At 50.5% G+C, this 22,341-nt stretch carries 18 protein-coding genes and 2 tRNA genes; 9 read left to right on the plus strand and 11 right to left on the minus strand.

The features are described 5' to 3' along the window. The 5 genes from rsxC to BGL48_RS02540 form a co-directional block, all read right to left on the minus strand. Window positions 1-2,075: electron transport complex subunit RsxC (rsxC, locus tag BGL48_RS02520; RefSeq protein ID WP_069361185.1), on the minus strand; the 2,075-nt coding region annotated here is incomplete at its 3' end. Next, a complete protein-coding gene (gene rsxB, locus BGL48_RS02525; protein WP_069361186.1) occupies window positions 2,075-2,650 on the minus strand; it encodes an electron transport complex subunit RsxB in 576 nt (191 codons plus the stop codon). The genes rsxB and rsxC, both read right to left, overlap by 1 nt. Then, the gene (gene rsxA / locus BGL48_RS02530; RefSeq protein ID WP_046075315.1) at window positions 2,647-3,231 is read right to left on the minus strand and encodes an electron transport complex subunit RsxA; all 585 of its coding nucleotides are present in this window, start codon (window positions 3,229-3,231) and stop codon (window positions 2,647-2,649) included. Before rsxA ends, rsxB begins: the two co-directional genes overlap by 4 nt. A 348-nt stretch (window positions 3,232-3,579) precedes the next feature. Continuing rightward, window positions 3,580-3,655, minus strand: a tRNA-Asn gene (locus BGL48_RS02535). A gap of 38 nt (window positions 3,656-3,693) precedes the next feature. Continuing rightward, a tRNA-Asn gene (locus tag BGL48_RS02540) sits at window positions 3,694-3,769 on the minus strand. 759 nt (window positions 3,770-4,528) lie between these two features. Here BGL48_RS02540 and uvrB point away from each other — a divergent pair. From uvrB to BGL48_RS02555, 3 genes are all read left to right on the plus strand, one after another. Beyond that, on the plus strand, window positions 4,529-6,556 hold the full coding sequence (uvrB, locus tag BGL48_RS02545) for an excinuclease ABC subunit UvrB (protein ID WP_069361187.1): 2,028 nt from the start codon (window positions 4,529-4,531) through the stop codon (window positions 6,554-6,556). Window positions 6,557-6,864: 308 nt separating this feature from the next. Next, the gene (luxO, locus tag BGL48_RS02550; RefSeq protein ID WP_069361188.1) at window positions 6,865-8,313 is read left to right on the plus strand and encodes a quorum-sensing sigma-54 dependent transcriptional regulator LuxO; all 1,449 of its coding nucleotides are present in this window, start codon (window positions 6,865-6,867) and stop codon (window positions 8,311-8,313) included. Between the two features lie 13 nt (window positions 8,314-8,326). After that, on the plus strand, window positions 8,327-8,686 hold the full coding sequence (locus BGL48_RS02555) for an Hpt domain-containing protein (protein ID WP_069361189.1): 360 nt from the start codon (window positions 8,327-8,329) through the stop codon (window positions 8,684-8,686). On the opposite strand, the gene yvcK is transcribed toward BGL48_RS02555, so the two are convergent. Both yvcK and BGL48_RS02565 read right to left on the minus strand, forming a co-directional pair. Continuing rightward, window positions 8,618-9,550: a uridine diphosphate-N-acetylglucosamine-binding protein YvcK gene (gene yvcK / locus BGL48_RS02560; RefSeq protein WP_069361190.1), complete on the minus strand. Its 933-nt coding sequence runs from the start codon at window positions 9,548-9,550 to the stop codon at window positions 8,618-8,620. The genes BGL48_RS02555 and yvcK overlap by 69 nt on opposite strands. A gap of 206 nt (window positions 9,551-9,756) precedes the next feature. Further along, window positions 9,757-10,329: an LON peptidase substrate-binding domain-containing protein gene (locus BGL48_RS02565; protein ID WP_069361191.1), complete on the minus strand. Its 573-nt coding sequence runs from the start codon at window positions 10,327-10,329 to the stop codon at window positions 9,757-9,759. 816 nt (window positions 10,330-11,145) lie between these two features. On the opposite strand from BGL48_RS02565, the gene BGL48_RS16195 reads away from it, so the two are divergent. The 6 genes from BGL48_RS16195 to BGL48_RS15960 all read left to right on the plus strand — a co-directional run bounded on the left by BGL48_RS16195 (window position 11,146) and on the right by BGL48_RS15960 (window position 17,879). After that, window positions 11,146-11,310: a hypothetical protein gene (locus BGL48_RS16195; RefSeq protein ID WP_155522562.1), complete on the plus strand. Its 165-nt coding sequence runs from the start codon at window positions 11,146-11,148 to the stop codon at window positions 11,308-11,310. Between the two features lie 675 nt (window positions 11,311-11,985). After that, window positions 11,986-13,662, plus strand: coding sequence for an ABC transporter substrate-binding protein (locus tag BGL48_RS02570; protein WP_069361192.1), 1,677 nt, complete (start codon window positions 11,986-11,988; stop codon window positions 13,660-13,662). Window positions 13,663-13,779: 117 nt separating this feature from the next. Then, entirely contained in the window at window positions 13,780-14,700 is a 921-nt protein-coding gene (gene oppB, locus BGL48_RS02575) for an oligopeptide ABC transporter permease OppB (protein WP_069361193.1), read from the plus strand. 10 nt (window positions 14,701-14,710) lie between these two features. Continuing rightward, window positions 14,711-15,622 carry an oligopeptide ABC transporter permease OppC gene (gene oppC, locus BGL48_RS02580; protein ID WP_100297933.1) on the plus strand — a complete coding sequence of 304 codons (912 nt, stop codon included), beginning with the start codon at window positions 14,711-14,713 and terminating at the stop codon, window positions 15,620-15,622. 146 nt (window positions 15,623-15,768) lie between these two features. Further along, window positions 15,769-16,545, plus strand: a complete 777-nt coding sequence (locus BGL48_RS15955) for a cache domain-containing protein (RefSeq protein WP_083238388.1) — start codon at window positions 15,769-15,771, stop codon at window positions 16,543-16,545. Between the two features lie 62 nt (window positions 16,546-16,607). Further along, window positions 16,608-17,879, plus strand: a complete 1,272-nt coding sequence (locus tag BGL48_RS15960) for a methyl-accepting chemotaxis protein (RefSeq protein ID WP_141698052.1) — start codon at window positions 16,608-16,610, stop codon at window positions 17,877-17,879. Window positions 17,880-17,895: 16 nt separating this feature from the next. On the opposite strand, the gene BGL48_RS02590 is transcribed toward BGL48_RS15960, so the two are convergent. The 4 genes from BGL48_RS02590 to mnmA all read right to left on the minus strand — a co-directional run bounded on the left by BGL48_RS02590 (window position 17,896) and on the right by mnmA (window position 22,316). Beyond that, a complete protein-coding gene (locus BGL48_RS02590; RefSeq protein ID WP_069361195.1) occupies window positions 17,896-19,044 on the minus strand; it encodes a cupin domain-containing protein in 1,149 nt (382 codons plus the stop codon). Between the two features lie 111 nt (window positions 19,045-19,155). After that, window positions 19,156-20,523, minus strand: a complete 1,368-nt coding sequence (purB, locus tag BGL48_RS02595) for an adenylosuccinate lyase (protein WP_069361196.1) — start codon at window positions 20,521-20,523, stop codon at window positions 19,156-19,158. A 25-nt stretch (window positions 20,524-20,548) separates the two neighbouring features. Then, on the minus strand, window positions 20,549-21,193 hold the full coding sequence (gene hflD / locus BGL48_RS02600) for a high frequency lysogenization protein HflD (protein ID WP_069361197.1): 645 nt from the start codon (window positions 21,191-21,193) through the stop codon (window positions 20,549-20,551). Between the two features lie 13 nt (window positions 21,194-21,206). Next, window positions 21,207-22,316, minus strand: a complete 1,110-nt coding sequence (gene mnmA, locus BGL48_RS02605; RefSeq protein WP_069361249.1) for a tRNA 2-thiouridine(34) synthase MnmA — start codon at window positions 22,314-22,316, stop codon at window positions 21,207-21,209. Window positions 22,317-22,341 lie beyond the last annotated feature (25 nt).

The following is a 22,341-nucleotide window of genomic DNA, read 5'->3' on the forward strand; positions in this document are numbered from 1 at the left end:
GCTTTTTTGTCGTTAGCCTCGTCAGCTGTCGGCGTGGTGTCTGCAGCGTCGGATGGCGTATCGGCAGCCGTCTCAGGTTGTGGCTTGGTGTCGCCTTGCTGAGCCGCTTTGCGCGCTTTGGCGCGGGCAACCGCGGCGGCGACGGCGGCTTTTTTGTCGTTAGCCTCGTCAGCTGCCGGCGTGGTGTCTGCAGCGTCGGATGGCGTATCGGCAGCCGTCTCAGGTTGTGGCTTGGCATCGCCTTGCTGCGCCGCTTTACGTGCTTTAGCGCGCGCAACCGCGGCCGCGACGGCGTCCTTCTTGCCGTCTTGGCTGTCGGGGATTGCCTGTGAACCGGTGGCCTCTGAGGCTTTTTGCGCCTCTTTGGCCGCCTTACGTTCACGTGCTTGCCGTTTGCGCTCCTCACGCAACTTCATCATTTCACTGTTGTCAGGTTCATCACTGCCTGCTTGCGCCGCTTCGGCCTGTTTCGCTTTCGCTCGGGCGATTGCCGCCGCCACGGCAGGTTTGACATCGCTCGATGCCGACTGCGCGGCTTTTTTCGCCTTCACCCGCTCCACTGCAGCGTTAAGCGCATCATCGGAGCCCGTGTTTTGTTGCGCGGCTTTTTTGCGACGCTCCGCGGCTTTGCGATGTTTTTCTTCTCGCTCCTGCTTTTCACGTTCCATGCGCGCTTTTTTGGCTTCAAAGCGCTGACGTGCGCGCTCCGCGGCTTCTTTTTCCGCTTCAATTTCACGAATTTCCGCTTTGGCCTGGCGATAGTATTGCACCAGCGGGATTTCACTGGGACACACATAGGCACAAGCGCCGCATTCAATACAATCGAAGAGATCATAGTCTTGGCACTTGTCGTAGTCCTGATCTTTGGCATACCACTGCAATTGCTGAGGTAAAAGGTGAGCGGGACAGACATCGGCACAGGCACTGCAACGAATGCAGGCCATTTCTTGCTTGGCAGGCGCTATTTCCTTGCGCGTTGGCACCAGCACACAGTTAGTGGTTTTGGTTACCGGCACTTGTGTATGTGGGACGGTAAAGCCCATCATCGGGCCACCAATGATCACCCGTGGCTGTTTTTTCTCTGCCTTATAGCCATGGTGTTCCAAAAGCTCGCCAATTGGCGTGCCGAGAAGCGCCCACCGATTTTGCTGGGTTTTGAGCGTTTTCCCAGTCAAGGTGACCACACGCTTAATCAGCGGCTCGCCATCTAACACGGCACGTTTGATCGCATAGATGGTCCCGATGTTTTGCATCAGCACGCCAATACTAGCGGGAAAGGCTTTGGCAGGGACTTCTTTCCCGGTAATGATTTGAATCAGTTGCTTTTCACCGCCAGATGGATACTTGGTAGGGACGACCTGGATGAGTATATCCTCATCAACGGCTTTCACCGCGGCTTTAAGCGCCGCGATAGCCTCAGGCTTATTATCTTCAATGCCAATCACGGTCAGCTTAGGCTTAACAATGTGATTAAGAATCTGTATCCCTGCGACGATTTCATCGGCGCAATCTTGCATCAGCCGATCGTCGGCGGTGATATAAGGCTCACATTCTGCGGCGTTGATGATAAGTACTTCAGTACGCGCCAAGCCACTTTGCAGCTTTCTTGCGGTTGGAAAGCCTGCGCCTCCCATTCCCGCAATGCCCATAGACCGGATATGATCGATCAATTGCTCGGGCGGCTGAGTTTGATAGGCCGGTAGGGCAGGCTTAGGTCTCCACGTATCTTTGCCATCGGGCTGAATGACCACGCAACGGTCGGACAAGCCTGAGGGATGCGCAATGGTTCTATCTTCGATAGCAATCACGGTGCCTGATGTCGGTGCATGTACCGGCACACATTGTTGAATATCTGTCTCAGTGAGGGCTTGTCCCGCGAATACCTGATCGCCCTGGCTCACGCATAGTTTGCCCTTACTGCCAATATGCTGCTTGAGCGGTATAACAAGCTCGGTAGGGAGAATCTTTTCTAAAATGGCCCCCTGATTCGACTGGGTTTTATGCTCAGGCGGATGAATGCCACCATGGAAATCCCAGATCTGGCCATGTTTTATTTGTTCGATAAGGCTGTCCATCAGGCGCGTGCTCTCTGACTCTCAGTAACATCTAAAACGGGAATTTGTTCAAGCTTCCATTTCCAGGTTTCGGGCGTGTCCTGAACGGGGATCATTTCAATACAGTCGGTCGGACAGGGAGCGACACATAAATCACACCCAGTACAATCTTGCTCGATCACGGTATGCATCGCTTTGGTGCTGCCCACAATGGCATCGACCGGACAGGCCTGAATGCATTTAGTGCAGCCAATGCAATCTTCTTCATGAATGAAGGCAACGGTTTTGATACTTTTTTCTTCATCGTGGGCGAGTTCGGTCGCTTCGACACCCATCAAATCAGCCAAGTTTTCAATGGTTTGCTGACCACCTGGTGGACATTTGTTAATCTCGTCACCATTGGCAATGGCTTCCGCATAGGGACGACAGCCAGGGTAACCGCACTGGCCACATTGCGTTTGCGGCAGAATGGCATCAATTTGATCGACAATCGGATCCGCCTCCACTTTGAAGCGAATCGAGGCGAAACCGAGAATTGCACCGAATATGGCGGCAAGCGCGGCAAGCACTATCACCGCTATCACTATTCCACTCATGATAAAGTCACCAGTCCTGTAAAGCCCATAAAGGCGAGCGACATTAACCCTGCAGTAATCATCGCCACGGACGCGCCTTTAAAAGGTGCCGGAACGTCAGCGGCCGCAATGCGCTCACGCATTGCAGCGAATAAAACCAGCACCAAAGAGAAACCACACGCCGCACCAAAGCCATAAATAATCGACTCGATAAAACTGTGCTGTTGCTTAACGTTGAGTAGAGCGACGCCTAACACTGCGCAGTTGGAGGTGATCAAGGGCAAAAATACACCCAATAGCCGGTGCAGTGTTGGGCTGGTTTTATGCACCACCATCTCCGTGAACTGCACCACCACCGCAATCACTAAGATAAAGCTCAGTGTACGCAGGTATCCGAGATCAAGTGGGATCAGAATATAGGTTTCAACCAGATACGAGCTCACTGATGCCAAGGTCAACACAAAGGTTGTGGCAAGCCCCATCCCAATTGCTGTTTCCAGTTTTTTTGATACGCCCATGAATGGACACAAGCCCAAAAACTCCACCAGTACGAAGTTATTGACCAATACCGTGCCCACCAGTAGCAACAAATACTCAGCCATGCTGTTTAATCATTTAATGTTTTTGTGATCTGCCTATTATCGACCTTTGAAGCGGCTATAACAACCGCCATTACGCAGGGTTTTTGCTTGGCTCGCTGTAAGCTGTTAGTGACGCTTTACGCGTACCTTATTCTAGGGGTAGTGGCAGCGTAGCGTGTTCGATCACGGTAAGAGTGTGTGATGAGATCATGGAGAAAGTAGGATAGGTCAAGGAGAAGAGAGACATAGAATTGGCTCCCCCAACTGGGCTCATCGGGAACGCCTAGTTGGGGGCGCCCAGCCCAGTGACATATTCCGCATTGCGGAACGATTAGTCTGAAGAACTAAATTTGCCATCGGACATAAATTTGGCTCCCCCAACTGGACTCGAACCAGTGACATACGGATTAACAGTCCGCCGTTCTACCAACTGAACTATGGGGGAATCGTGTCGCTATTGTGTTCTGTGAGGTCTCAAGATAGTGGCTCCCCCTGCGGGATTCGAACCTGCGACATACGGATTAACAGTCCGCCGTTCTACCAACTGAACTAAGGGGGAATTGCCTTGAGAACGGAGCGAATGTTAACGAGCGCCTTGAAAGGTGTCAACTGATGAAAAGCAATAAAATCTATCTTTTCAATCGACTGCTGAAAAGCTAGCCATCGACGAGGATAAAAACACCATAGTGGCGATTGATTAAGCATGGCGGCTAATTTTATCTTGACTTTTTATACGGCCGATTATGAAAGGGCTCTCAGCGGTTACCCACAGATTCTGTGGATAACCATGTGTGTGGATCCTGATCAACTCACGCGATGACTGATTTTCTACCAGCTTGACGCAGTGGTGATACGCATAAACAAATATATAACGTGTTTATTTTTAATGGTTTTTGTTTGTTTAACGCAATAAGATTGAAAAAAAAACTGTTGGGGATTATACACAGGTCGCTATGTGTTCACCCCCTGAGTATCGGGGATAAAACGGTCGTACTAGAGAGTATTGGGCAGAGATACGCACGAAAACACGTGATTTAGAGGATTTATTTTTATCGCACTATCTTTAGTTAGCGTTTTCTTTGCTTAGCGCTTTGTCTTCGTGTAGAGGCTGGATGCAGTGCATGCATGCCAAAAGAGGACAGACAGGTTACCTAGGAGCCATAGTGAGATCAAGCATTCAATGAGAAAAAGATCGCAATGATTATCTTGCGAGTAATGAACCGCAGTCGTTGACTCCGTAGGGCGAGTCAGGACAATAGGCTTTTCGCGTTAGCGCCCCAATCTAGACACAGTGGTCAGCCCCTAACAGGATAGTTTCATGAGTAAAACATTTACACTGCACTCTGCTTTTAAACCATCAGGGGATCAGCCTGAGGCCATTCATCGCCTGTGTGAAGGATTAGAGGCCGGTCTTGCCCATCAAACACTGCTGGGGGTAACAGGGTCGGGGAAAACCTTCACCATGGCCAATGTCATTGCTGAGCTTAATCGTCCGACGATGATATTGGCCCCCAATAAAACCTTGGCGGCGCAGCTCTACGGAGAGATGCGCGAGTTTTTCCCTGATAATGCGGTGGAGTATTTCGTCTCTTACTACGATTATTATCAACCAGAGGCGTATGTCCCTTCGACGGACACCTTCATAGAGAAAGATGCATCGATTAATGATCATGTTGAGCAGATGCGCTTGTCGGCGACAAAAGCGTTGATGGAACGCCGTGATGTGGTGATTGTGGCGTCGGTCTCTGCCATTTATGGGTTGGGCGACCCCGATTCATATTTAAAAATGATGCTTCACATCCGTCGTGGTGACTTTTTAGACCAGCGCACCATCTTACAACGCCTCGCTGAATTGCAGTACACCCGCAATGATTTGGCTTTTGAGCGCGGAACGTTTCGCGTTCGCGGAGAAGTCATCGATATCTTTCCGGCCGAGTCAGACAAAGATGCCATACGGGTAGAGCTGTTTGACGACGAGGTGGAAACCATTAGTGTGTTTGATCCCTTAACCGGGCAGGTGAGTGTCAAAGATATGCCTCGATGCACCATCTATCCTAAAACGCACTATGTGACACCGCGCGAGCGGATCCTCGAAGCGGTCGAGCAGATAAAAGTGGAGTTAGCGGACCGTAAAAAAACACTGCTTGAGCACAATAAACTGCTGGAAGAGCAGCGGATCACTCAGCGAACGCAGTTTGATATAGAGATGATGAACGAGTTGGGCTATTGCTCGGGTATCGAAAACTACTCGCGTTATTTGAGTGGCCGCGCAGAAGGCGAACCACCACCGACCTTGTTTGATTATTTACCCGCCGATGGACTGTTGATCATCGACGAGTCGCACGTCACGGTGTCGCAAATTGGTGCCATGTACAAGGGCGATCGCTCGCGTAAAGAGACCTTGGTGGACTATGGGTTTCGGCTGCCTTCAGCGTTGGATAACCGACCGCTAAAATTTGATGAGTTCGAGGCACTGGCACCACAAACCGTGTATGTCTCTGCCACGCCGGGTAACTATGAAGCTGAGAAATCGGGCTCGGATATCATTGATCAAGTCGTGCGTCCAACGGGGCTGATCGACCCTGAAATAGAAGTACGTCCGGTGGCCACCCAAGTTGATGATTTGCTCTCCGAAGTACGCGCCCGTCGTGAGCGAGACGAGCGCGTACTCGTCACGACCCTGACTAAGCGCATGGCTGAAGACTTAACCGAATATATGCAAGAACATGACGTCCGCGTGCGGTATCTGCATTCCGATATTGATACGGTGGAGCGTATGGAAATCATTCGAGACTTGCGCCTCGGTGAGTTTGATGTGTTAGTTGGGATCAACTTGCTGCGAGAAGGGTTAGATATGCCCGAAGTGTCATTGGTGGCGATTTTGGACGCGGATAAAGAAGGCTTTTTACGCTCTGAACGTTCATTGATTCAAACCATTGGCCGCGCAGCACGTAACCTTCACGGCAAAGCGATTTTGTATGGCGATTCGATGACCAAATCGATGAAACGCGCGATTGATGAAACGGAGCGACGCCGGGCTAAGCAAATTGCGCATAATGAGGCGCATGGCATTACGCCTCAGAAACTGAACAAGAAAGTGATGGACGTGATGGAGATAGGTACGGGTAAACGGAGTAAACCTGCGAAACCAGCAGCCAAATCGCTGCGTGCCGTTGCCGAGCCTGATGCGGATTATGCGTTGAAGTCACCACAACAAATTGATGCTGAAATCAAAAAATTGGAAAGTCAGATGTTTGAGGCCGCGCAGAACCTTGAGTTTGAAACCGCGGCACAATTGCGAGATCAGTTACAAGCACTGCGTGAGCAGTTTATTGTTAATAGTTAATGGGGTGAACAATCACCGCTTGAAAGTAAAAAAAAAGCCAACCTAAACGACAGGTTGGCTACAGTGTTTCAGTGAGTGAAAACTCACAAACAACGTCAGTTGGCTAGGTGACCCCTGAGGGTCACTGGAATAGATGCATTTGGCGTGCCAAAAATAAAATATAGCCATTACATCGACAAAACGTGTGGTTTTAACGGACTCGTCCCGCTACAATGGTTGCAAAATTGCATAATGCAACGCATTTCGCATACGCTCGTGCAACTGAGTGAGTTAACGCTACACGCCGCGATGCGATTCTTGGAGGATACATGCCAGCACTATCACCCAGTAAACGAATATTGATGGTGGAAGATACAGCGTCGGTGGCGGCGTTATATAAATCCTACCTTAACCCCTTAGATGTGGATGTCACCATTGTAGGGACGGGGCAGGATGCAATGGCTTTTTTCGAGCAAGAAGGCGACCAGTTAGCACTGATGATTTTAGATTTACGCCTGCCAGATATGTCGGGCATCGATGTGCTTGCCAAAGTGCGTGCGGTCGCGCCCGATTTACCCGTGATTATCATGACCGCTCATGGTTCGATTGATGCCGCTGTCGATGCGATGCGTCATGGTGCCAATGACTTTTTGATCAAGCCTTGTGAAGCCGATCAGTTGCGTGTCACGGTCAATAAGTCGCTCAAACCCAAGCCGAGTCATCCAGGGAAAGCGACAAAACAGGAAAGTGAATACCACGGGTTCATTGGCCGTAGCTTGCCGATGCAGGCGGTCTACCGTGTGATCGAATCGGCCGCACCCAGTAAAGCCACGGTGTTTATTACCGGTGAAAGCGGGACCGGTAAAGAGGTGTGCGCCGAAGCGATTCATGCTGCCAGTACACGAAGTAACAAGCCGATTATTGCACTAAATTGCGCGGCGATTCCGAAAGATTTGATTGAAAGTGAGTTATTTGGCCATGTGAAAGGAGCCTTTACGGGCGCTGCGTCCGAGCGTGAAGGGGCTGCAGAAATGGCCAATGGTGGCACCTTGTTTTTGGATGAAATTTGCGAAATGGATATGGATTTGCAATCCAAACTGCTACGTTTCATTCAAACGGGGAGTTTTCAAAAGGTTGGCTCTTCGCAAGTGAAGTCAGTGGATGTTCGATTTGTCTGTGCCACCAACCGCGATCCCTGGCTCCAAGTACAGCAGGGGAAATTCCGGGAAGATCTCTACTACCGCTTGCACGTCATTCCACTCGAGTTGCCACCTTTAAGAGAGCGTGGAGACGACGTCATCGCCATTGCCAATGCGTTGCTTGCTTTGTTTTCCGCGGAAGAAGGCAAAGATTTTTGTCGTTTTAGTGACGAAGTGACCACGCAGCTCCTTCGCTACGATTGGCCAGGCAATGTTCGGCAGTTGCAAAACGTGATTCGTAACATTGTGGTGTTGCATAACGGCGAAGAAGTCAGCAAAGAAATGCTACCATCGCCAGTCGCTCGCGTTTCTGGTGTTGAAATTGCATCTAAAGGGGATAACACGCGATCGGAAACGGCGAACAGCGCACTAGCGACGCACGAGCCCGTCAAACCAGCATCACCAGTGGTGATGAAAGCCGATATAGAACCACTATGGAAAACGGAAAAACGGGCGATTGAAGTCGCGATCGATGTGTGTAATGGCAATATCCCGCAAGCAGCGGGGTTACTTGAAGTTAGCCCTTCAACCTTGTATCGAAAGCTACAAGCTTGGCAAAAATCTGCGGCGCATGAATGATAGGAATGGATGTATGGCCACCACAGTAAATACTGACACATTACGTCGACTGAAATCAGAAGTAGGCGAGGATACGGTGACGGCTTTGCTCACTGTTTTTAGCGATGAGCTATCGCAATACCATTCTCAATTGTCTGGTTCTCCGTCGATCGAGCAAGTGCGTGAGATCAGCCATGCGATAAAAAGCAGTGCAGCCAGTTTTGGTGCGGATGATCTGGCCGAGATGGCGCGTGAGTGTGAATCACGGGTCAAGCAAGGCCAGCAAGAGTGGATGACACATCATTTAGATGAGCTAACCGAAATGCTACGAGGAACGGCTTCTACCTACCGAGAAATGGCCGTCGAGCAGAGTTTCATCAATAGCTTGACGTAGTTTATCCCTGTCATGACGCCAATGATGATTTGAAGAGGCCAAGCTGGCCTCTTTTTGTTGGTAACGCGTGGCGAGCTGCGGCGCGTGTTGTTCTCCGATCACAACATCGATTTCTTTCCCGCCCATCGTGCGCTCGCACCAGGAAAGCATCGTCGCTAAAGGCATCTCGCCCGCTGGCCCGATTTCCTTGCCGAGGTTCCTAATAAACACCAGCTTGGCCTGAGCATGTTTTAACGCACGGCCGAGTTCAGGGACCAATAGTGGCGGCATCACACTGGTCAAAAAGCTGCCAGGGCCGAGTAAAATCAAGTCAGCCTGCTCGATAGCCTCAATCGCTTCGCGGGTCGCGGGGACGGTTGGGGACAAAAAGAGACGCGTCGGTGGCGCGCTTAGCTCATCAATGTGTGTTTCCCCCGACACTGTTTCGCCCTCTGGCGTTAACGCGGCAAGTTCAGAAGGGTGCTCAGACATCGGCAGTAAATTGGGGCGGATATCTAGCAGATCGCGAATAAGTTGGATGGCTTCAAGCGGACGGACTGAGAGGTTATCCAGCGCCGTCAGGATCAGGTTACCTAAATTATGCCCGTTCAGCTCACCTTTCCCTTTGAAGCGATATTCAAACAGCATGGAGCCGACCGAGGGCTCGGTAATTAGTTGGTTGAGGCAGTTACGAATGTCGCCCCAGGCTATCCCCCCTTGGCATGCGCGAATACGACCCGTTGACCCGCCGTTATCGGTTGTGGTGACAATGCCTGTTACCTGCTCGCCATAGTCACCCAATGCCGATAAGACGCGTCCCAGACCATGTCCGCCCCCAATCGCGACGATACGTTGTGAATGCTGATCTGAAACTTGTTGGGTCATTGCTTGGTTTCCTGAGAAAAAATCAATGCGCCTAGTTTACCTGAAGCTCGAGCGACAAGGTATTGACCGCAGCAGTAAAGTGTGAACAAGTCAGGAAAGTAGGATAAAAGGGTGAAAGCAAAAAAAAGAGGTAACGCGTCGCGTTACCTCGCCCAATCAAGCAAATGAATAAATAGGGCAAATAGCAAGGCAGCAATAAAAACGGTTTAATGGGGATCTTGCATCATACTCAACAGATAATCCCGTGTGGCGACACAGGAGCTGTTCGCCATTAACTGTTGTTTTTCCCCGGTGGGGAGCGGCAGCAGCTCTAACCAGCGCTGGCATAACCACGCCAAATTGGAGAACTCGGTCTCTCGGTGCATTTGTTGTAGTTCAGGATAGCGCTCAAACATCGACTGTAAGCGCTCCACGAGAGGCTCGCTTTGTTTGTCGACGTGGCAATCAGGCCACCGAGGTAACGCGTTTACCGAGGCAAACAAGATGTGGCTGTGCTGCTGGTTAAACGCATGAATCGCAAAGCGTGCGGTTCCCCGTGCCGTGATCACTAAGCAGCCATCTTCTTGGCTTCGGGTATAGTCCTCAATTTCAATAAAGGTACCAATATCCACGTGAGAGCGCTGAGCTTGTGTTTCCGCCATACACACCCCGATAGGCAGTCCATGCTTTAACGCGAATACGAGTGTGTCTAAAGAGTCGCCTGTTGGAATGCGAAGAGGCATCCGCCCCCCTGGCAAGATGTGACGATCATTAAACAAAATTGGTGTGGATTGTCCCATGTGACACCCCCTGACAAGCAATGGCGTTGGTCTAGTAATTTAGATATTGCAAAAGGGGTGCCTACTTTTTGAAACGCCCTTATACCAGCGGTTCGGCATGGTGACGCCGCGGTTGCGTAGCGCTTGAGAGAGAAAAGTCGCAATTTGCAATGCAAATCCGCTCGTGATACCGCATTACGCAAACGCTAACTTGCCCGCGTTGTGGCGGCTTGTGAGTAGGGGATTGCTCTGACTCGTCGTCAGCATCGCGGTATGAAGACAAAAAAATAGCCTCGACGTGGAGGCTATTAAAGGGGGTGTTTTAACATCAACACCGCGTTAGCGGTTAACCTGTGGTTTTTTTCCTTTATTTGGGTTGTAACCATGGCGAACGCGAGCGCATAAAGGGCGCGAGGTTGAGCTTTGTGGTCTCATAGTCTAGCTTTTTACTCTCTTGTCGGAAGAAAAATCAGGTTGATGATCGGGAACAACGCATCAACAACATAATGATGGGGGATATGGCGTCGAATAACAACATTGTTTGCTTAAAAAAGCATCAATATTGGTATTTCGTCTAAACAGCCGCTTATTATCAGCAAATGTTATTAAACTAAAGCAAGAGCGGGCCGATATCCGCTCTGGTCCTGGGCTGCGACGTCAAGGTGCTGTAGGGGCGATACTGTCTGGTATGCCTTTTCGGCCATATTTTGCTTTATTGACGATGAAGGTGTAGCGTAAAAATTGCACAAGCGGTTTGTACTGGCGCAACAGCCGATCACACTCGGTCGGTGTTGTGCGAGTGACTGTGCCAAATACTGATGAGTTCAGGAGGACACAATGAAACACAAGCGCTATAGCAACAAGAAAATGAAAGAAATGCTCAACGAGGTCATGCCAGAAATGGAAAAAGCACGCGAGGACAACCGTGCTCTGCACGATGAGGCCAATGATCGCTCATCCGATAGTGGCCCCGTTTTTAGTCCCGACGATGCCAAAAAATAGTGGTTTACAGGACAAAGCCAGCCTCGAAGCTGGCTTTGTTGCGACATTATCACCGCTCGAGTCTACCGTAGCAGCCGTTTCTACCTTCTCCCTCCATTTTATATCCTCGCTCGACCCTCGTGCCTATTCGCGATGACAGGTTCCATTTACGCTCATCCAAGCCAGATTTTGTGACCGTGATAGCTGTCTGACATCACGTGCATGTGTTTCTGTTGAGTTTTTCCGACAAATAACGTTTAGTAACGGCTTTACAATTAAGTAACATTTGACGCATATTGGCAGTCAAAGTCACTGAGATTGCGAAGATAGAGAGAGGCTTGTGTGTTCTTTTGACCGCAAGCTAGTTCAGCATTAGTGCCAATGCCCCCAGATTCAGTATAAATAGCAATTTGTTCCGTATTTTGTTTCTTGTGGTGAATAAAGCGCTAACGCGGCCTCGTCTTACCAGCTTAAAATTCCTTTATGTGACTTTTGAGTAGTGAAAGATGAGTTTTTAATCTCATTCTATGGCAAAATACTTCAGATTTATGGCAAAACACAGCGTTGCTTGGTAATGTTTTGCCTCTAATCGCGCAGTGAGGCGTAGCACAGCTTTTTAGATTGTGCAAAACGGATTCTCCCGCCAAGCGGCGTCGATTGTCATGGATGCAATAGCGATTGTTATGGAGTTACACGATGAAGCTAAACACGATCACCCGAACCCTCTTTATGGGCGCTGGCCTTTCTCTGGCTCTAGCAGGATGCAGTGAACCAGAGCAAAAACAGACCTCTCAATCTAACCCTGAAACCAAACAACAAGCCGAGTCCGCGACAGGCGAACCGCAACTGGCGGCAGAGCAAGAACTCGTGCGTGGCAACGGTGCCGAAGTGGCGTCGTTAGATCCGCATAAAACCCAAGGTGTGCCAGAATCGCACGTTATTCGTGACCTGTTAGAAGGCCTGGTTAACCAAGATGCAGATGGCAATGTCATTCCAGGCGTCGCTTTACGCTGGGAAAACGAAGATAACAAGGTGTTTACCTTTTATCTGCGGGAAGACGCCAAATGGTCTAACGGTGATCCTGTGACCGCGCAAGATTTTGAATACAGCTTTAAGCGTGTGGCTGATCCAATGACCGCATCACCGTATTCTTGGTATCTTGGCTACACCCACATGGAAAATGCCAAAGCCATCATTAAGGGTGACAAAGACAAAGACACATTGGGCGTTGAAGCGCTAGATGATCATACCCTTCAGGTGACGTTAGACACCGCCGTGCCTTACCTGGTGAAAATGATGGGCCACACCACCATGAAGCCGGTGCATAAAGAAACGGTAGAAGAATATGGTGAACAGTGGACCAAGCCTGAAAACTTCGTCGGTAATGGTGCGTATGTGGTCGACGAATGGGTGATTAACGAGCGTCTTGCATTAACGCGCAACGACCAGTATTGGGATAATGAAAACACCACGCTCGATAAAGTCACTTTCTTGCCGATTGAAAACCAAGTATCGGAAATGAACCGTTACTTGGCCGGCGAAATCGACATGACTAATGAGATCCCCAACGAGCATTTCCGTCGTCTTAAAAAGGAACATCCTGAGGATCTTTCAATCGTCGGTAACCTGTGTAGCTATTACTACATCTTCAATACCAAGCGTGAACCTTTTAATGACGTGCGTGTACGTAAGGCGCTGTCTTACGCGATTGACCGTAACGTGATCACTGATGCCTTGCTGGGTCAGGGACAAAAGCCGGCGTACTTCTTGACGCCTGAAATCACTGCTGGATTTGATCCTGAGCGGCCTGCGTACGCCAAAATGAGCCAAGAAGAGCGTGACGCGGAAGCGAAGCGTCTGCTCAAAGAAGCTGGATTCGGTGAAAATAATCCGCTTGATTTCTCACTGCTGTATAACACCAGTGAAAACCACAAAAAGCTGGCCGTCGCCATTGGTCAAATGTGGAAAGACAAGCTGGGTGTGGATGTTGCACTCAATAACCAAGAGTGGAAAACCTACCTCAACACCAAAGATGAGGGGAACTTTGATGTGGCGCGTGCCGGTTGGTGTGGCGATTACAACGAAGCCTCTACTTTCCTTAGCTTGATGCGTAGCTCTAACTCGTCAGGTGGTGTGCACTATGATAGCCAAGCCTACGATGCGATCATGGAAAACGCCATGACCACCACAGACGACGCGAAACGCACACAACTGTACTTGGATGCAGAAGCCCAAATGGCAAAAGACATGCCGATTGCGCCTATTTACCAATATGTAAAAGCGCGTCTGCTTAGTCCACAAGTCGGTGGCTTCCCTGCCAATAACGCTGAAGAAAAGATCTACTCAAAAGATCTTTACATCAAGGCGGAGTAACGCCTGATTCACAGCTGATAAGGGAGCTGCAACATGCAGCTCCCTTGGCTGGTTGTCGCTATGTAGGTATCGCCTAGGTAGCAGACGCTGTGAGGCTCAAAACGAAACGGTACAGTTATGTTGAAATTTATCGCCAAGCGCCTTTTGGAAGCTATTCCAACCTTGTTGGTCTTAATTACTATCTCTTTTTTCTTGATGCGGTTTGCACCAGGCAACCCTTTTTCAAGCGAACGCCCATTGCCCCCTGCCGTAATGGAGAATATCAATGCCAAATACGGCCTCGATAAGCCGGTGTTTGAGCAGTACACCACCTATTTAGGTAATATCCTAAAAGGCGATTTTGGTCCCTCATTCAAGTATGTGGACTACTCGGTGAACGAGTTGATCGCGGGCTCGCTCCCCGTGTCAGCGCAGATTGGTGCTGTCGCATTTATTTTTACCCTCTTATTCGGCGTGAGCATTGGCACCATTGCCGCGCTTAAGCAGAACACCTGGATTGATTACACCATTATGTCCACGGCCATGTTGGGCGTGGTGATGCCATCCTTTGTGCTCGCGCCCGTGCTGATTTACATCTTCGCCATTAACCTTGGTTGGCTCCCTGCGGGTGGCTGGCAAGGCGGGGGCTGGCAATTTATGGTGTTGCCGATGATTGGCATGTCCTTGCTGTACGTGGCCACATTTGCTCGTGTGACTCGTGGCAGCATGATTGAAACCCTAAACAGTAACTTTATCCGCACCGCGCGTGCCAAAGGGCTCAGTTACCCTAAAATTATTGTTAAACATGCGCTCAAGCCTGCGATGCTACCGGTTGTCTCCTACATGGGGCCCGCGTTTGTGGGCATTATTACTGGGTCGGTGGTGATCGAAACCATTTTCGGCTTGCCGGGTATCGGTAAGCTATTTGTGAACGCCGCGTTTAACCGTGATTATTCATTAGTGCTTGGCTGTACCATTTTGATCGGTACACTGACCATTCTTTTCAACGCGATCGTCGATATCCTGCTTGCGTATATCGATCCTAAGATTCGTTACTAGGGGTGACATGATGCTGACGAAAAAAGAAAACATTGACGCCCTCGAAAACTTTGCTGAAGAAGTCGATGTCAAGGGGCGTAGCCTTTGGCAGGATGCAGCGATTCGTTTTAAGCGTAACCGTGCTGCGATGGCGAGCTTGGTGATTCTTGTATTGATTGGCTTAAGCGTGATCCTTGGCCCCTACATCAGTGCTTATGCCTATGACGCGACCGATTGGTATGCGATTCATGCCGCGCCTTCATTGGGCTTAGAGGGCCATTGGTTTGGTACCGATGCGTTAGGCCGAGATCTCTTTACTCGCACCATGATGGGCGGGCGTATATCGATCATGGTAGGCGTCATGGGCGCCTTTGTCGCCGTCTTGATTGGTACCTTATATGGTGCCACATCAGGCTTTATTGGCGGCCGCACCGATGCGGTGATGATGCGCTTGGTGGAAATCCTCCAGTCGATTCCGTTTATGTTCTTTGTGATTGTGCTAGTCACCTTCTTTGGCCGTAATATCGTGCTGATCTTCGTGGCCATTGGCTGTATTGCCTGGTTAGATATGGCACGTATTGTGCGCGGTCAAACCCTGAGCTTGCGGAGTAAAGAGTTTGTCGAAGCCGCTCACGTTTCAGGGGTGAGCACGCGCCATATCATTACCCGCCATATCGTGCCAAACGTACTTGGGATTGTTGCGGTTTACTCGACCTTACTGGTGCCGAACATGATCTTGTTTGAGTCTTTCTTGAGTTTCTTGGGGCTAGGTGTACAAGAGCCAATGACCAGTTGGGGGGCCTTACTACAAGAGGGCTCGCAAACCATGGAAATTGCGATTTGGCAGCTGCTGTTCCCTGCCGCCTTTATGGTGATGACATTGTTCTGTTTTAACTATGTCGGCGATGGGCTTCGTGATGCCTTGGATCCAAAAGACAGATAAGCGACGTTTTTTGCCATCGTAAAAAACGCAATAATATGAAAAGCGCAGGTTTATTTCCTGCGCTTTTTTGTTACTGTTAAATGCGTGTTTCAAGGATGAGAATCGATAGCAGTGGTGGCTGTCGATAGAGTGACAAAGGAGCTGTCATGCGATCCCTCTCAATTCAATGGAAGGTCACCCTGGTGGCCAGTGTGTGTGTTGCCGTAACCGCGGTGACATTATTAACCTTCTCAACATACGTTAATAACCAGTTTCAGCAAACGGTGGGGCAAGCGAGTACCCAAACGCTGCGCAATGCGGCCCAACGCCTCGCGACCAGCCAAGCCCAAGTGCAAGCGACGCATGTTCAACGCTCGTTGGATGAAGCGGTGTATCGTGCCCAAATGCTGGCGCAAAGTGTGGTGTACCTACAATATAACGCTGAGCAAAACTTTACCGACAGTGGCGAGCTTCGCGGCTCAATCAATGAGCTGGTGCGGCGCTCAGTGGAGAACTTCGATACGGTGCAAGCTGCGTTCGTGGTGTTTAAGCCCAACGCGCTCGATCAAGAAGATGACTTTTATCAGCTCGATACAGAACGGGGCGCCAATGCCGCAGGGCGTTTTGCCAGCCGCTGGCAAAAGCGGGACGGCGAGCTGCAAGGTACCGTGCTCAGTGAGAAACAAATTAACAACGGCGATAAAAATGACAACGGGCAAGCAGCGAATCATTGGTACCAGTGTCCATTGAGCCAAGGCGCCGCTTGTGTATCTGCGCCCAAACAAGCGGGCAGCAGTATGAGTGTCACCATTTCCTCACCGCTGATGCGTGATGGGCAAGTACTGGGGGTACTAGGCATTGATATTGCGCTTGGCGGCTTACAGTCAGTGATCTCAGAGGCGGATAAAGCCCTATTTGAGGCGCTGGCAATGTCAGTGTACTAAGCCAAGGTGGGAGAGTAGTCGCGTCGGATAACTCGCAAGCAACGGGAGGGAAGGTCGATGATTTGCCGTCGGCGCCCGGTAACATGGGTGGGTGGCTGACCGAAGGTCAACCACAGACCGTGTGGCAAAAAAGCCAGTTGATGACCTATGTGCCGATTGCTTTGCCAGGCACCACGTGGGGAGCCCTTATCACCTTGCCGGAAGATGTCTTACTCTCTGAGGCAAACCAATTAAGCCAACAAATTACCGCGCAACGCAGTCAAGCCGCGTGGACAGAACGTAGCTTAGGGGTTGTGGCAACCCTGCTTGCATTGGTGATCGCCGGATTCGCGGCGCGCCAAATCGTTAAACCCCTGAAGCTACTGGCGGAACGATTGGCAGAGATTGCCGACGGCGATGGCGATCTCACGCAACGTATCCAGCTTAAAAATCGTGATGAAATCGGGGTACTGGCGGGGCGCTTTAACCGCTTCCTCGATAAGCTGCAGCCTATTATGGCGAATGTGATTAATAGCGTTGAAGAAGCGGAACATACGGCCAAAGAAGCTGCCCGTGTGGCCGCGCAAACCCGAGATGGTAGCCGTGAGCAAGTATCAAGCTTGGATGCAGTGGCGACAGCATCAGAAGAAATGACGCAAACTGCCTCACAGGTTGCCAGCCATACTGAGTCAGCGCTGACTGCAGCCAACGCGGTCAACACAGCCACTGAGAAGGGTGAAACCATCGTCACGGGATCGTCGCAAGCCATGGCGCGTTTGGTGGAGACGCTGAATGGGGCGACCCATGATGCGCAAGCCTTACAAAAGAGTAGTCAGGACATTACTGAAATCTTAACTGTGATTGATACCATGTCTGAGCAAACTAATTTGCTGGCGTTAAATGCGGCGATAGAAGCGGCGCGTGCGGGTGAGCAAGGGCGCGGGTTTGCGGTAGTCGCTGACGAAGTGCGTGAACTGTCACAGCGTACTAACCAGTCAATCACCCAGATCCGTACCGTGATTGATTCGTTGCAGTCCGGCGCACAATCAGTGGTAGCGGCGATTCATGATGGAAATCAGCTAGCGGATGATACCGCTGAAAAGGTGCAAGAAACCGTCACCAGTTTGGACCAAATTCGTACTGCGATGCAGGATATGATGGGGCTTAACAGTGAAATTAGCGCGGCGGCGGAACAACAAAGCGCGGTGTCAGGCGACGTGACGCAAAACGTGACCCATATTCGTGAGCGCAGTGATGAACTCTTGTCGCATGCCGAATCGGCGGCGAGTATTGCCAGTCAACTGGAAGCGCTGGCTGGCCGTCAGCGTGCGCTAACGGCCCAGTTTAAAGTCTAACCTTGGTGATCCGCGGTTACTCTGGCGCTTCCTCTAGAGGATACCAGTAGCCGCGGTTTACCCACAGCGTGAGCATCGGCCAAAACAGACTATTGTCAGCGGCTTTACCGAGCGTTTCCCAATCGATAAAACGTTGATTGCACAGCCTAGGGGTCAGTGACTCACAGCCTTCCGGTAAGTCAAAGCTCTCACCGAGCATAAAAACCATCTCTGGCTGATCGGCGTGATAGAACGCACGCAAGCCACTGAGCTTTTCCAGACAGAGTCCATCTTGCATGGCGGCTTTGAGACTATCCGGCTGCCACTGAGGATCGGGGCTCAGCAAATCGAGTTCATGCCGAGCTTGAGAGAGAAACTCGCCAATCCAGCGCTTTTTGCGGGTCTCGTCGTGCATTAATTCCATCATCATTTCGTCCATCTGGGCGAGATGCTGTGGATCCAATGCCGCAGGCGCGTCTGGTTGGGCTGACATGGCAGGCCAATGGAAATGATTATCGCCGGCTTCGTCAACAATCACTTGGTCGGCATAACTGCTCAGTAGCTCGCGGGCTTTTGGTGAGCGATAGCCAATTGAGTAGCTGAGTGAAGGCTCAAGGGTATCGCCTTCGTGTGGAAAGCCTGGCGGGATATAAAGAATATCGCCTGGCTCTAGCACCACATCGATGATGGCATCAAAGCCGGTGATCTGCTTGAGCCCGGTGTCTAAGTTGGCTTCTTGGTAATCACCTTTTGGCCCAACGCGCCAACGGCGGCGGCCTTGGCCTTGCACGATAAACACATCATACTGGTCAATGTGTGGCCCGACGCCGCCCTGAGGCTGGGAATAACACACCATCACATCGTCAAATAGCCACTGCGGTAGCGAGGTAAATGCGTCAGCCAGTTCACGTACGCCTGGGTGCCAATGGTTAGCGGCTTGTACCACCAGTTGCGCATGGGTCTCTGGGAAATCATCGAAGTGCTCGAAAGGGCCGTTTGCGACTTGCCACTTGCCATCGGCTTGGGTCACCAGGCGCGAGTCAATGTCCTCTTCCATCGTGAGTCCTGCGACTTCTTCAGGCTCAATCGGATCGTCAAAATCGGCTAATCCCTGGCGGATAACGGTGGGGCTTTGATGCCAATGTGTGGCCATAAATTCGGCGAGCGAGAACTGAAATTGATACATAACGACTTAGTTTACGAAATTTGCGGCAGTATAACGTGACGAGCGGGGCGGTGCGAGGGGGAGAAAAAACGGCCTCCATATTGGAGGCCGCGAGCATTGGACGCATTTTGCTTACAGTTTATCCGTGAGCTTGACCGCATCGCCAATGTAGTTAGCCGGTGTCATTTGCTTGAGGCGTGCTTTCTCGTGCTCAGGCAAATCAAGGCTATCAACAAAGGTACGCATTCCTTCGCCATCAACCCGTTTGCCACGTGTTAGCTCTTTGAGCTTCTCGTAGGGCTTTTCTATCCCATACCGACGCATCACGGTTTGAATAGGCTCGGCAAGGACTTCCCAGTTTTGATCCAATTCCGCTTCGAGTGCGGCTTGGTTGACTTCCAGCTTGCTGATCCCTTTCAGAGTCGACGCATAAGCAATCAGGGTGTAGCCCACACCCACACCGAGGTTACGTAATACGGTGGAGTCAGTCAGGTCACGCTGCCAGCGAGAAATCGGCAACTTTTGCCCAAGGTGAGAGAAAATGGCATTGGCTAGGCCGAGGTTACCTTCCGAGTTTTCAAAATCAATCGGGTTAACCTTGTGCGGCATGGTCGATGAACCAATTTCACCCGCGATAGTTTTTTGCTTAAAGTGGCCCAGCGCAATGTAGCCCCAGATATCACGGTCAAAATCAATCAAGATGGTATTGAAGCGCGAGACGGCATCAAAAAGCTCGGCAATATAGTCATGCGGCTCGATTTGAGTGGTGTACGGGTTCCAATCAATACCTAATGAGGTCACAAAGGCTTCGCTGTAGGCATGCCAATCGATCTCTGGATAGGCCGACAAGTGCGCGTTGTAGTTGCCCACTGCGCCGTTGATTTTACCAAGGATTTCACTGCTTTTAACCTGCTTGATTTGGCGCGCCATGCGGTACGCCACGTTTGCCATTTCTTTACCCATGGTCGATGGAGACGCAGGCTGACCGTGGGTGCGTGAAAGCATGGGCACATCGCGGAACTGCTGGGACAGATCTTTGACGGCGTCCGCCAGACGTTGCATTTCTGGCACGATCACGGTGTCACGTGCTTCTTTGAGCATCAATGCATGCGACAGGTTATTAATGTCTTCAGAGGTGCAGGCAAAGTGAATGAACTCGCTCACGGCATGGAGTTCTGCGTTATCGGCAATCTTTTCTTTTAGAAAATACTCAACCGCTTTGACATCATGATTGGTGGTGCGCTCAATCTCTTTGATACGCGCGGCATCTTGTTCGTCAAACTCAGCAGCAATGCGGTCGAGTTGGGCATTGGCGTCATCGCTGAAAACGGGCACTTCAGCAATGCTGTCTGTGGCTGCCAGTTTTTGCAGCCAACGGATTTCTACGATGGTGCGGTATTTAAGCAATCCAAATTCACTAAAAATCGATCGCAACGCAATCGTTTTCGTACCGTATCGGCCATCGACCGGTGAAACAGCAGTCAGCGCTGACAGTTCCATTTTTTGTCTCCTGAGTTCAATCTGATTAGCTTCGGGCTAGAATGAGTTTGGCCTGCTCAACCATTTGTTTGCGACCAAAGATAAGATGCCGGCGTTTACCGCCTACTTGACGCCATAGGACAGCACTGCGGATACCGGAAAGCAAGATGGCACGCACGCGATGTTGCACGCCAGTTTGCTGTAAATGTTGTGGATCACCAGATACTTGAATGCGCGGCCCAAGTGGGCTGATCACGTCGAGATAAATGCTGGCAAGGTTGCTGATCATTTGCTCATCGAGCAAATCAAAATGGCTCACTTGGCGCTCGATCGTTTCAATACGATCGCCCAGTTGTGCCATGGCATCACGGCGGCTGGACAGCTTGCGCTCCAACGCCAACAAATTAATCAGGTAGCGCATGGTTTCGCTACCATTGCGGCTATTATCGAGTTGGCCAATGAGGGTCTCTAAACCAAGGTGAAGGCCTGATTCACCGCCACCGGTGACATTCCCTACTTCTCCACGAAATACGTCTAGGGTAGAAGAGGGATTGGTGATGATAATGCTGCTCAGGCTCGTATTTAATGCGTCTTGGTCACAATACCCATTGCGAGATACGTCCTGCACCAATTTTGCTGCCTGACAAATGCTGGCAAACGCCAGGGTGCGATCATAAATCGTCTCTGCCACTGATCACGGCTCCTTAAATACGTTGCTCGATAATGCCACCGCCTAGGCACACATCGCCATCGTAAAAGACAGCGGATTGCCCCGGCGTTACCGCAATTTGCGGCTCGTCGAAGATAACTTTCACTGTATCATCATCAACGGGCGTGATAGTACACGATATATCGTGTTGACGGTATCGGGTTTTTACCGTGCAACGGCGGGTCTCAGTCACAATCTCGCGATCGACCCAGTGTAATTGCGCTGCGATGAGTCCTTCTGAATAGAGTCGAGGATGATCATGGCCTTGACCGACGAGCAATACATTACGCGCAACGTCCTTATCGACCACATACCAAGGCGCTTCGCTACCGTTGCCACCTTTAAGACCGCCAATGCCTAAGCCTTTGCGCTGACCCAAAGTGTGGTACATCAACCCTTGGTGTTCACCAATCACGTCGCCCTCAGTGGTTTCGATAGGGCCGGGCTGTGCGGGTAAGTACTGCGACAAAAAGTCAGTGAACTTACGCTCGCCGATAAAGCAAATGCCGGTTGAATCTTTTTTCTTCGCCGTCACCAAACCTTGCTCTTCCGCGATTTGGCGTACCTGCGGTTTTTCTAAATCGCCCACAGGGAACAGGCTGCGTGCCACTTGATCATGGCTAAGCGTGTACAAGAAATAGCTTTGGTCTTTGTTATTGTCTAAGCCGCGCAGCATTTGCGCTTTTTCGCCGTTTTCAGGGAAGGTGCGACGGACATAATGTCCCATGGCAATATAATCGGCATCCAGCACTTCGTCGGCAAACTCGAGAAACGCCTTAAATTTGATTTCTTTATTGCAGAGAATATCAGGGTTGGGCGTGCGACCCGCTTTGTATTCGGTCAAAAAGTGCTCGAAGACGTTGTCCCAGTACTCAGCGGCAAAGTTAATGGTGTGCAGCTCGATGCCAAGCTTGTCACACACATCTTGCGCATCGGCCAAGTCTTCTGCAGCAGAGCAGTATTCTTCGTTGTCATCCTCTTCCCAGTTTTTCATAAACAGGCCTTCTACCTGATAACCCTGTTGTTTCAACAAGTAGGCAGAAACGGAGGAATCAACACCGCCGGACATTCCGACAATCACTTTTTTGCTGCTGTTATCTGACATGGTGATCACAAATGCTGCTATCAAT

This window comes from Salinivibrio sp. SS3 (assembly GCF_001722105.1).
Lineage (GTDB): Bacteria > Pseudomonadota > Gammaproteobacteria > Enterobacterales > Vibrionaceae > Salinivibrio > Salinivibrio kushneri.

Coding starts and splice junctions, on each gene's coding strand:
- BGL48_RS16195 (WP_155522562.1), top strand. CDS start 11,146: ATGAAACACAAGCGCTATAGCAACAAGAAAATGAAAGAAATGCTCAAC.
- BGL48_RS15955 (WP_083238388.1), top strand. CDS start 15,769: ATGCGATCCCTCTCAATTCAATGGAAGGTCACCCTGGTGGCCAGTGTG.
- luxO (WP_069361188.1), top strand. CDS start 6,865: ATGCCAGCACTATCACCCAGTAAACGAATATTGATGGTGGAAGATACA.
- BGL48_RS02590 (WP_069361195.1), bottom strand. CDS start 19,044: ATGTATCAATTTCAGTTCTCGCTCGCCGAATTTATGGCCACACATTGG.
- purB (WP_069361196.1), bottom strand. CDS start 20,523: ATGGAACTGTCAGCGCTGACTGCTGTTTCACCGGTCGATGGCCGATAC.
- rsxB (WP_069361186.1), bottom strand. CDS start 2,650: ATGAGTGGAATAGTGATAGCGGTGATAGTGCTTGCCGCGCTTGCCGCC.
- yvcK (WP_069361190.1), bottom strand. CDS start 9,550: ATGACCCAACAAGTTTCAGATCAGCATTCACAACGTATCGTCGCGATT.
- oppB (WP_069361193.1), top strand. CDS start 13,780: ATGTTGAAATTTATCGCCAAGCGCCTTTTGGAAGCTATTCCAACCTTG.
- BGL48_RS02555 (WP_069361189.1), top strand. CDS start 8,327: ATGGCCACCACAGTAAATACTGACACATTACGTCGACTGAAATCAGAA.
- rsxA (WP_046075315.1), bottom strand. CDS start 3,231: ATGGCTGAGTATTTGTTGCTACTGGTGGGCACGGTATTGGTCAATAAC.
- uvrB (WP_069361187.1), top strand. CDS start 4,529: ATGAGTAAAACATTTACACTGCACTCTGCTTTTAAACCATCAGGGGAT.
- BGL48_RS02570 (WP_069361192.1), top strand. CDS start 11,986: ATGAAGCTAAACACGATCACCCGAACCCTCTTTATGGGCGCTGGCCTT.
- oppC (WP_100297933.1), top strand. CDS start 14,711: ATGCTGACGAAAAAAGAAAACATTGACGCCCTCGAAAACTTTGCTGAA.
- BGL48_RS02565 (WP_069361191.1), bottom strand. CDS start 10,329: ATGGGACAATCCACACCAATTTTGTTTAATGATCGTCACATCTTGCCA.
- mnmA (WP_069361249.1), bottom strand. CDS start 22,316: ATGTCAGATAACAGCAGCAAAAAAGTGATTGTCGGAATGTCCGGCGGT.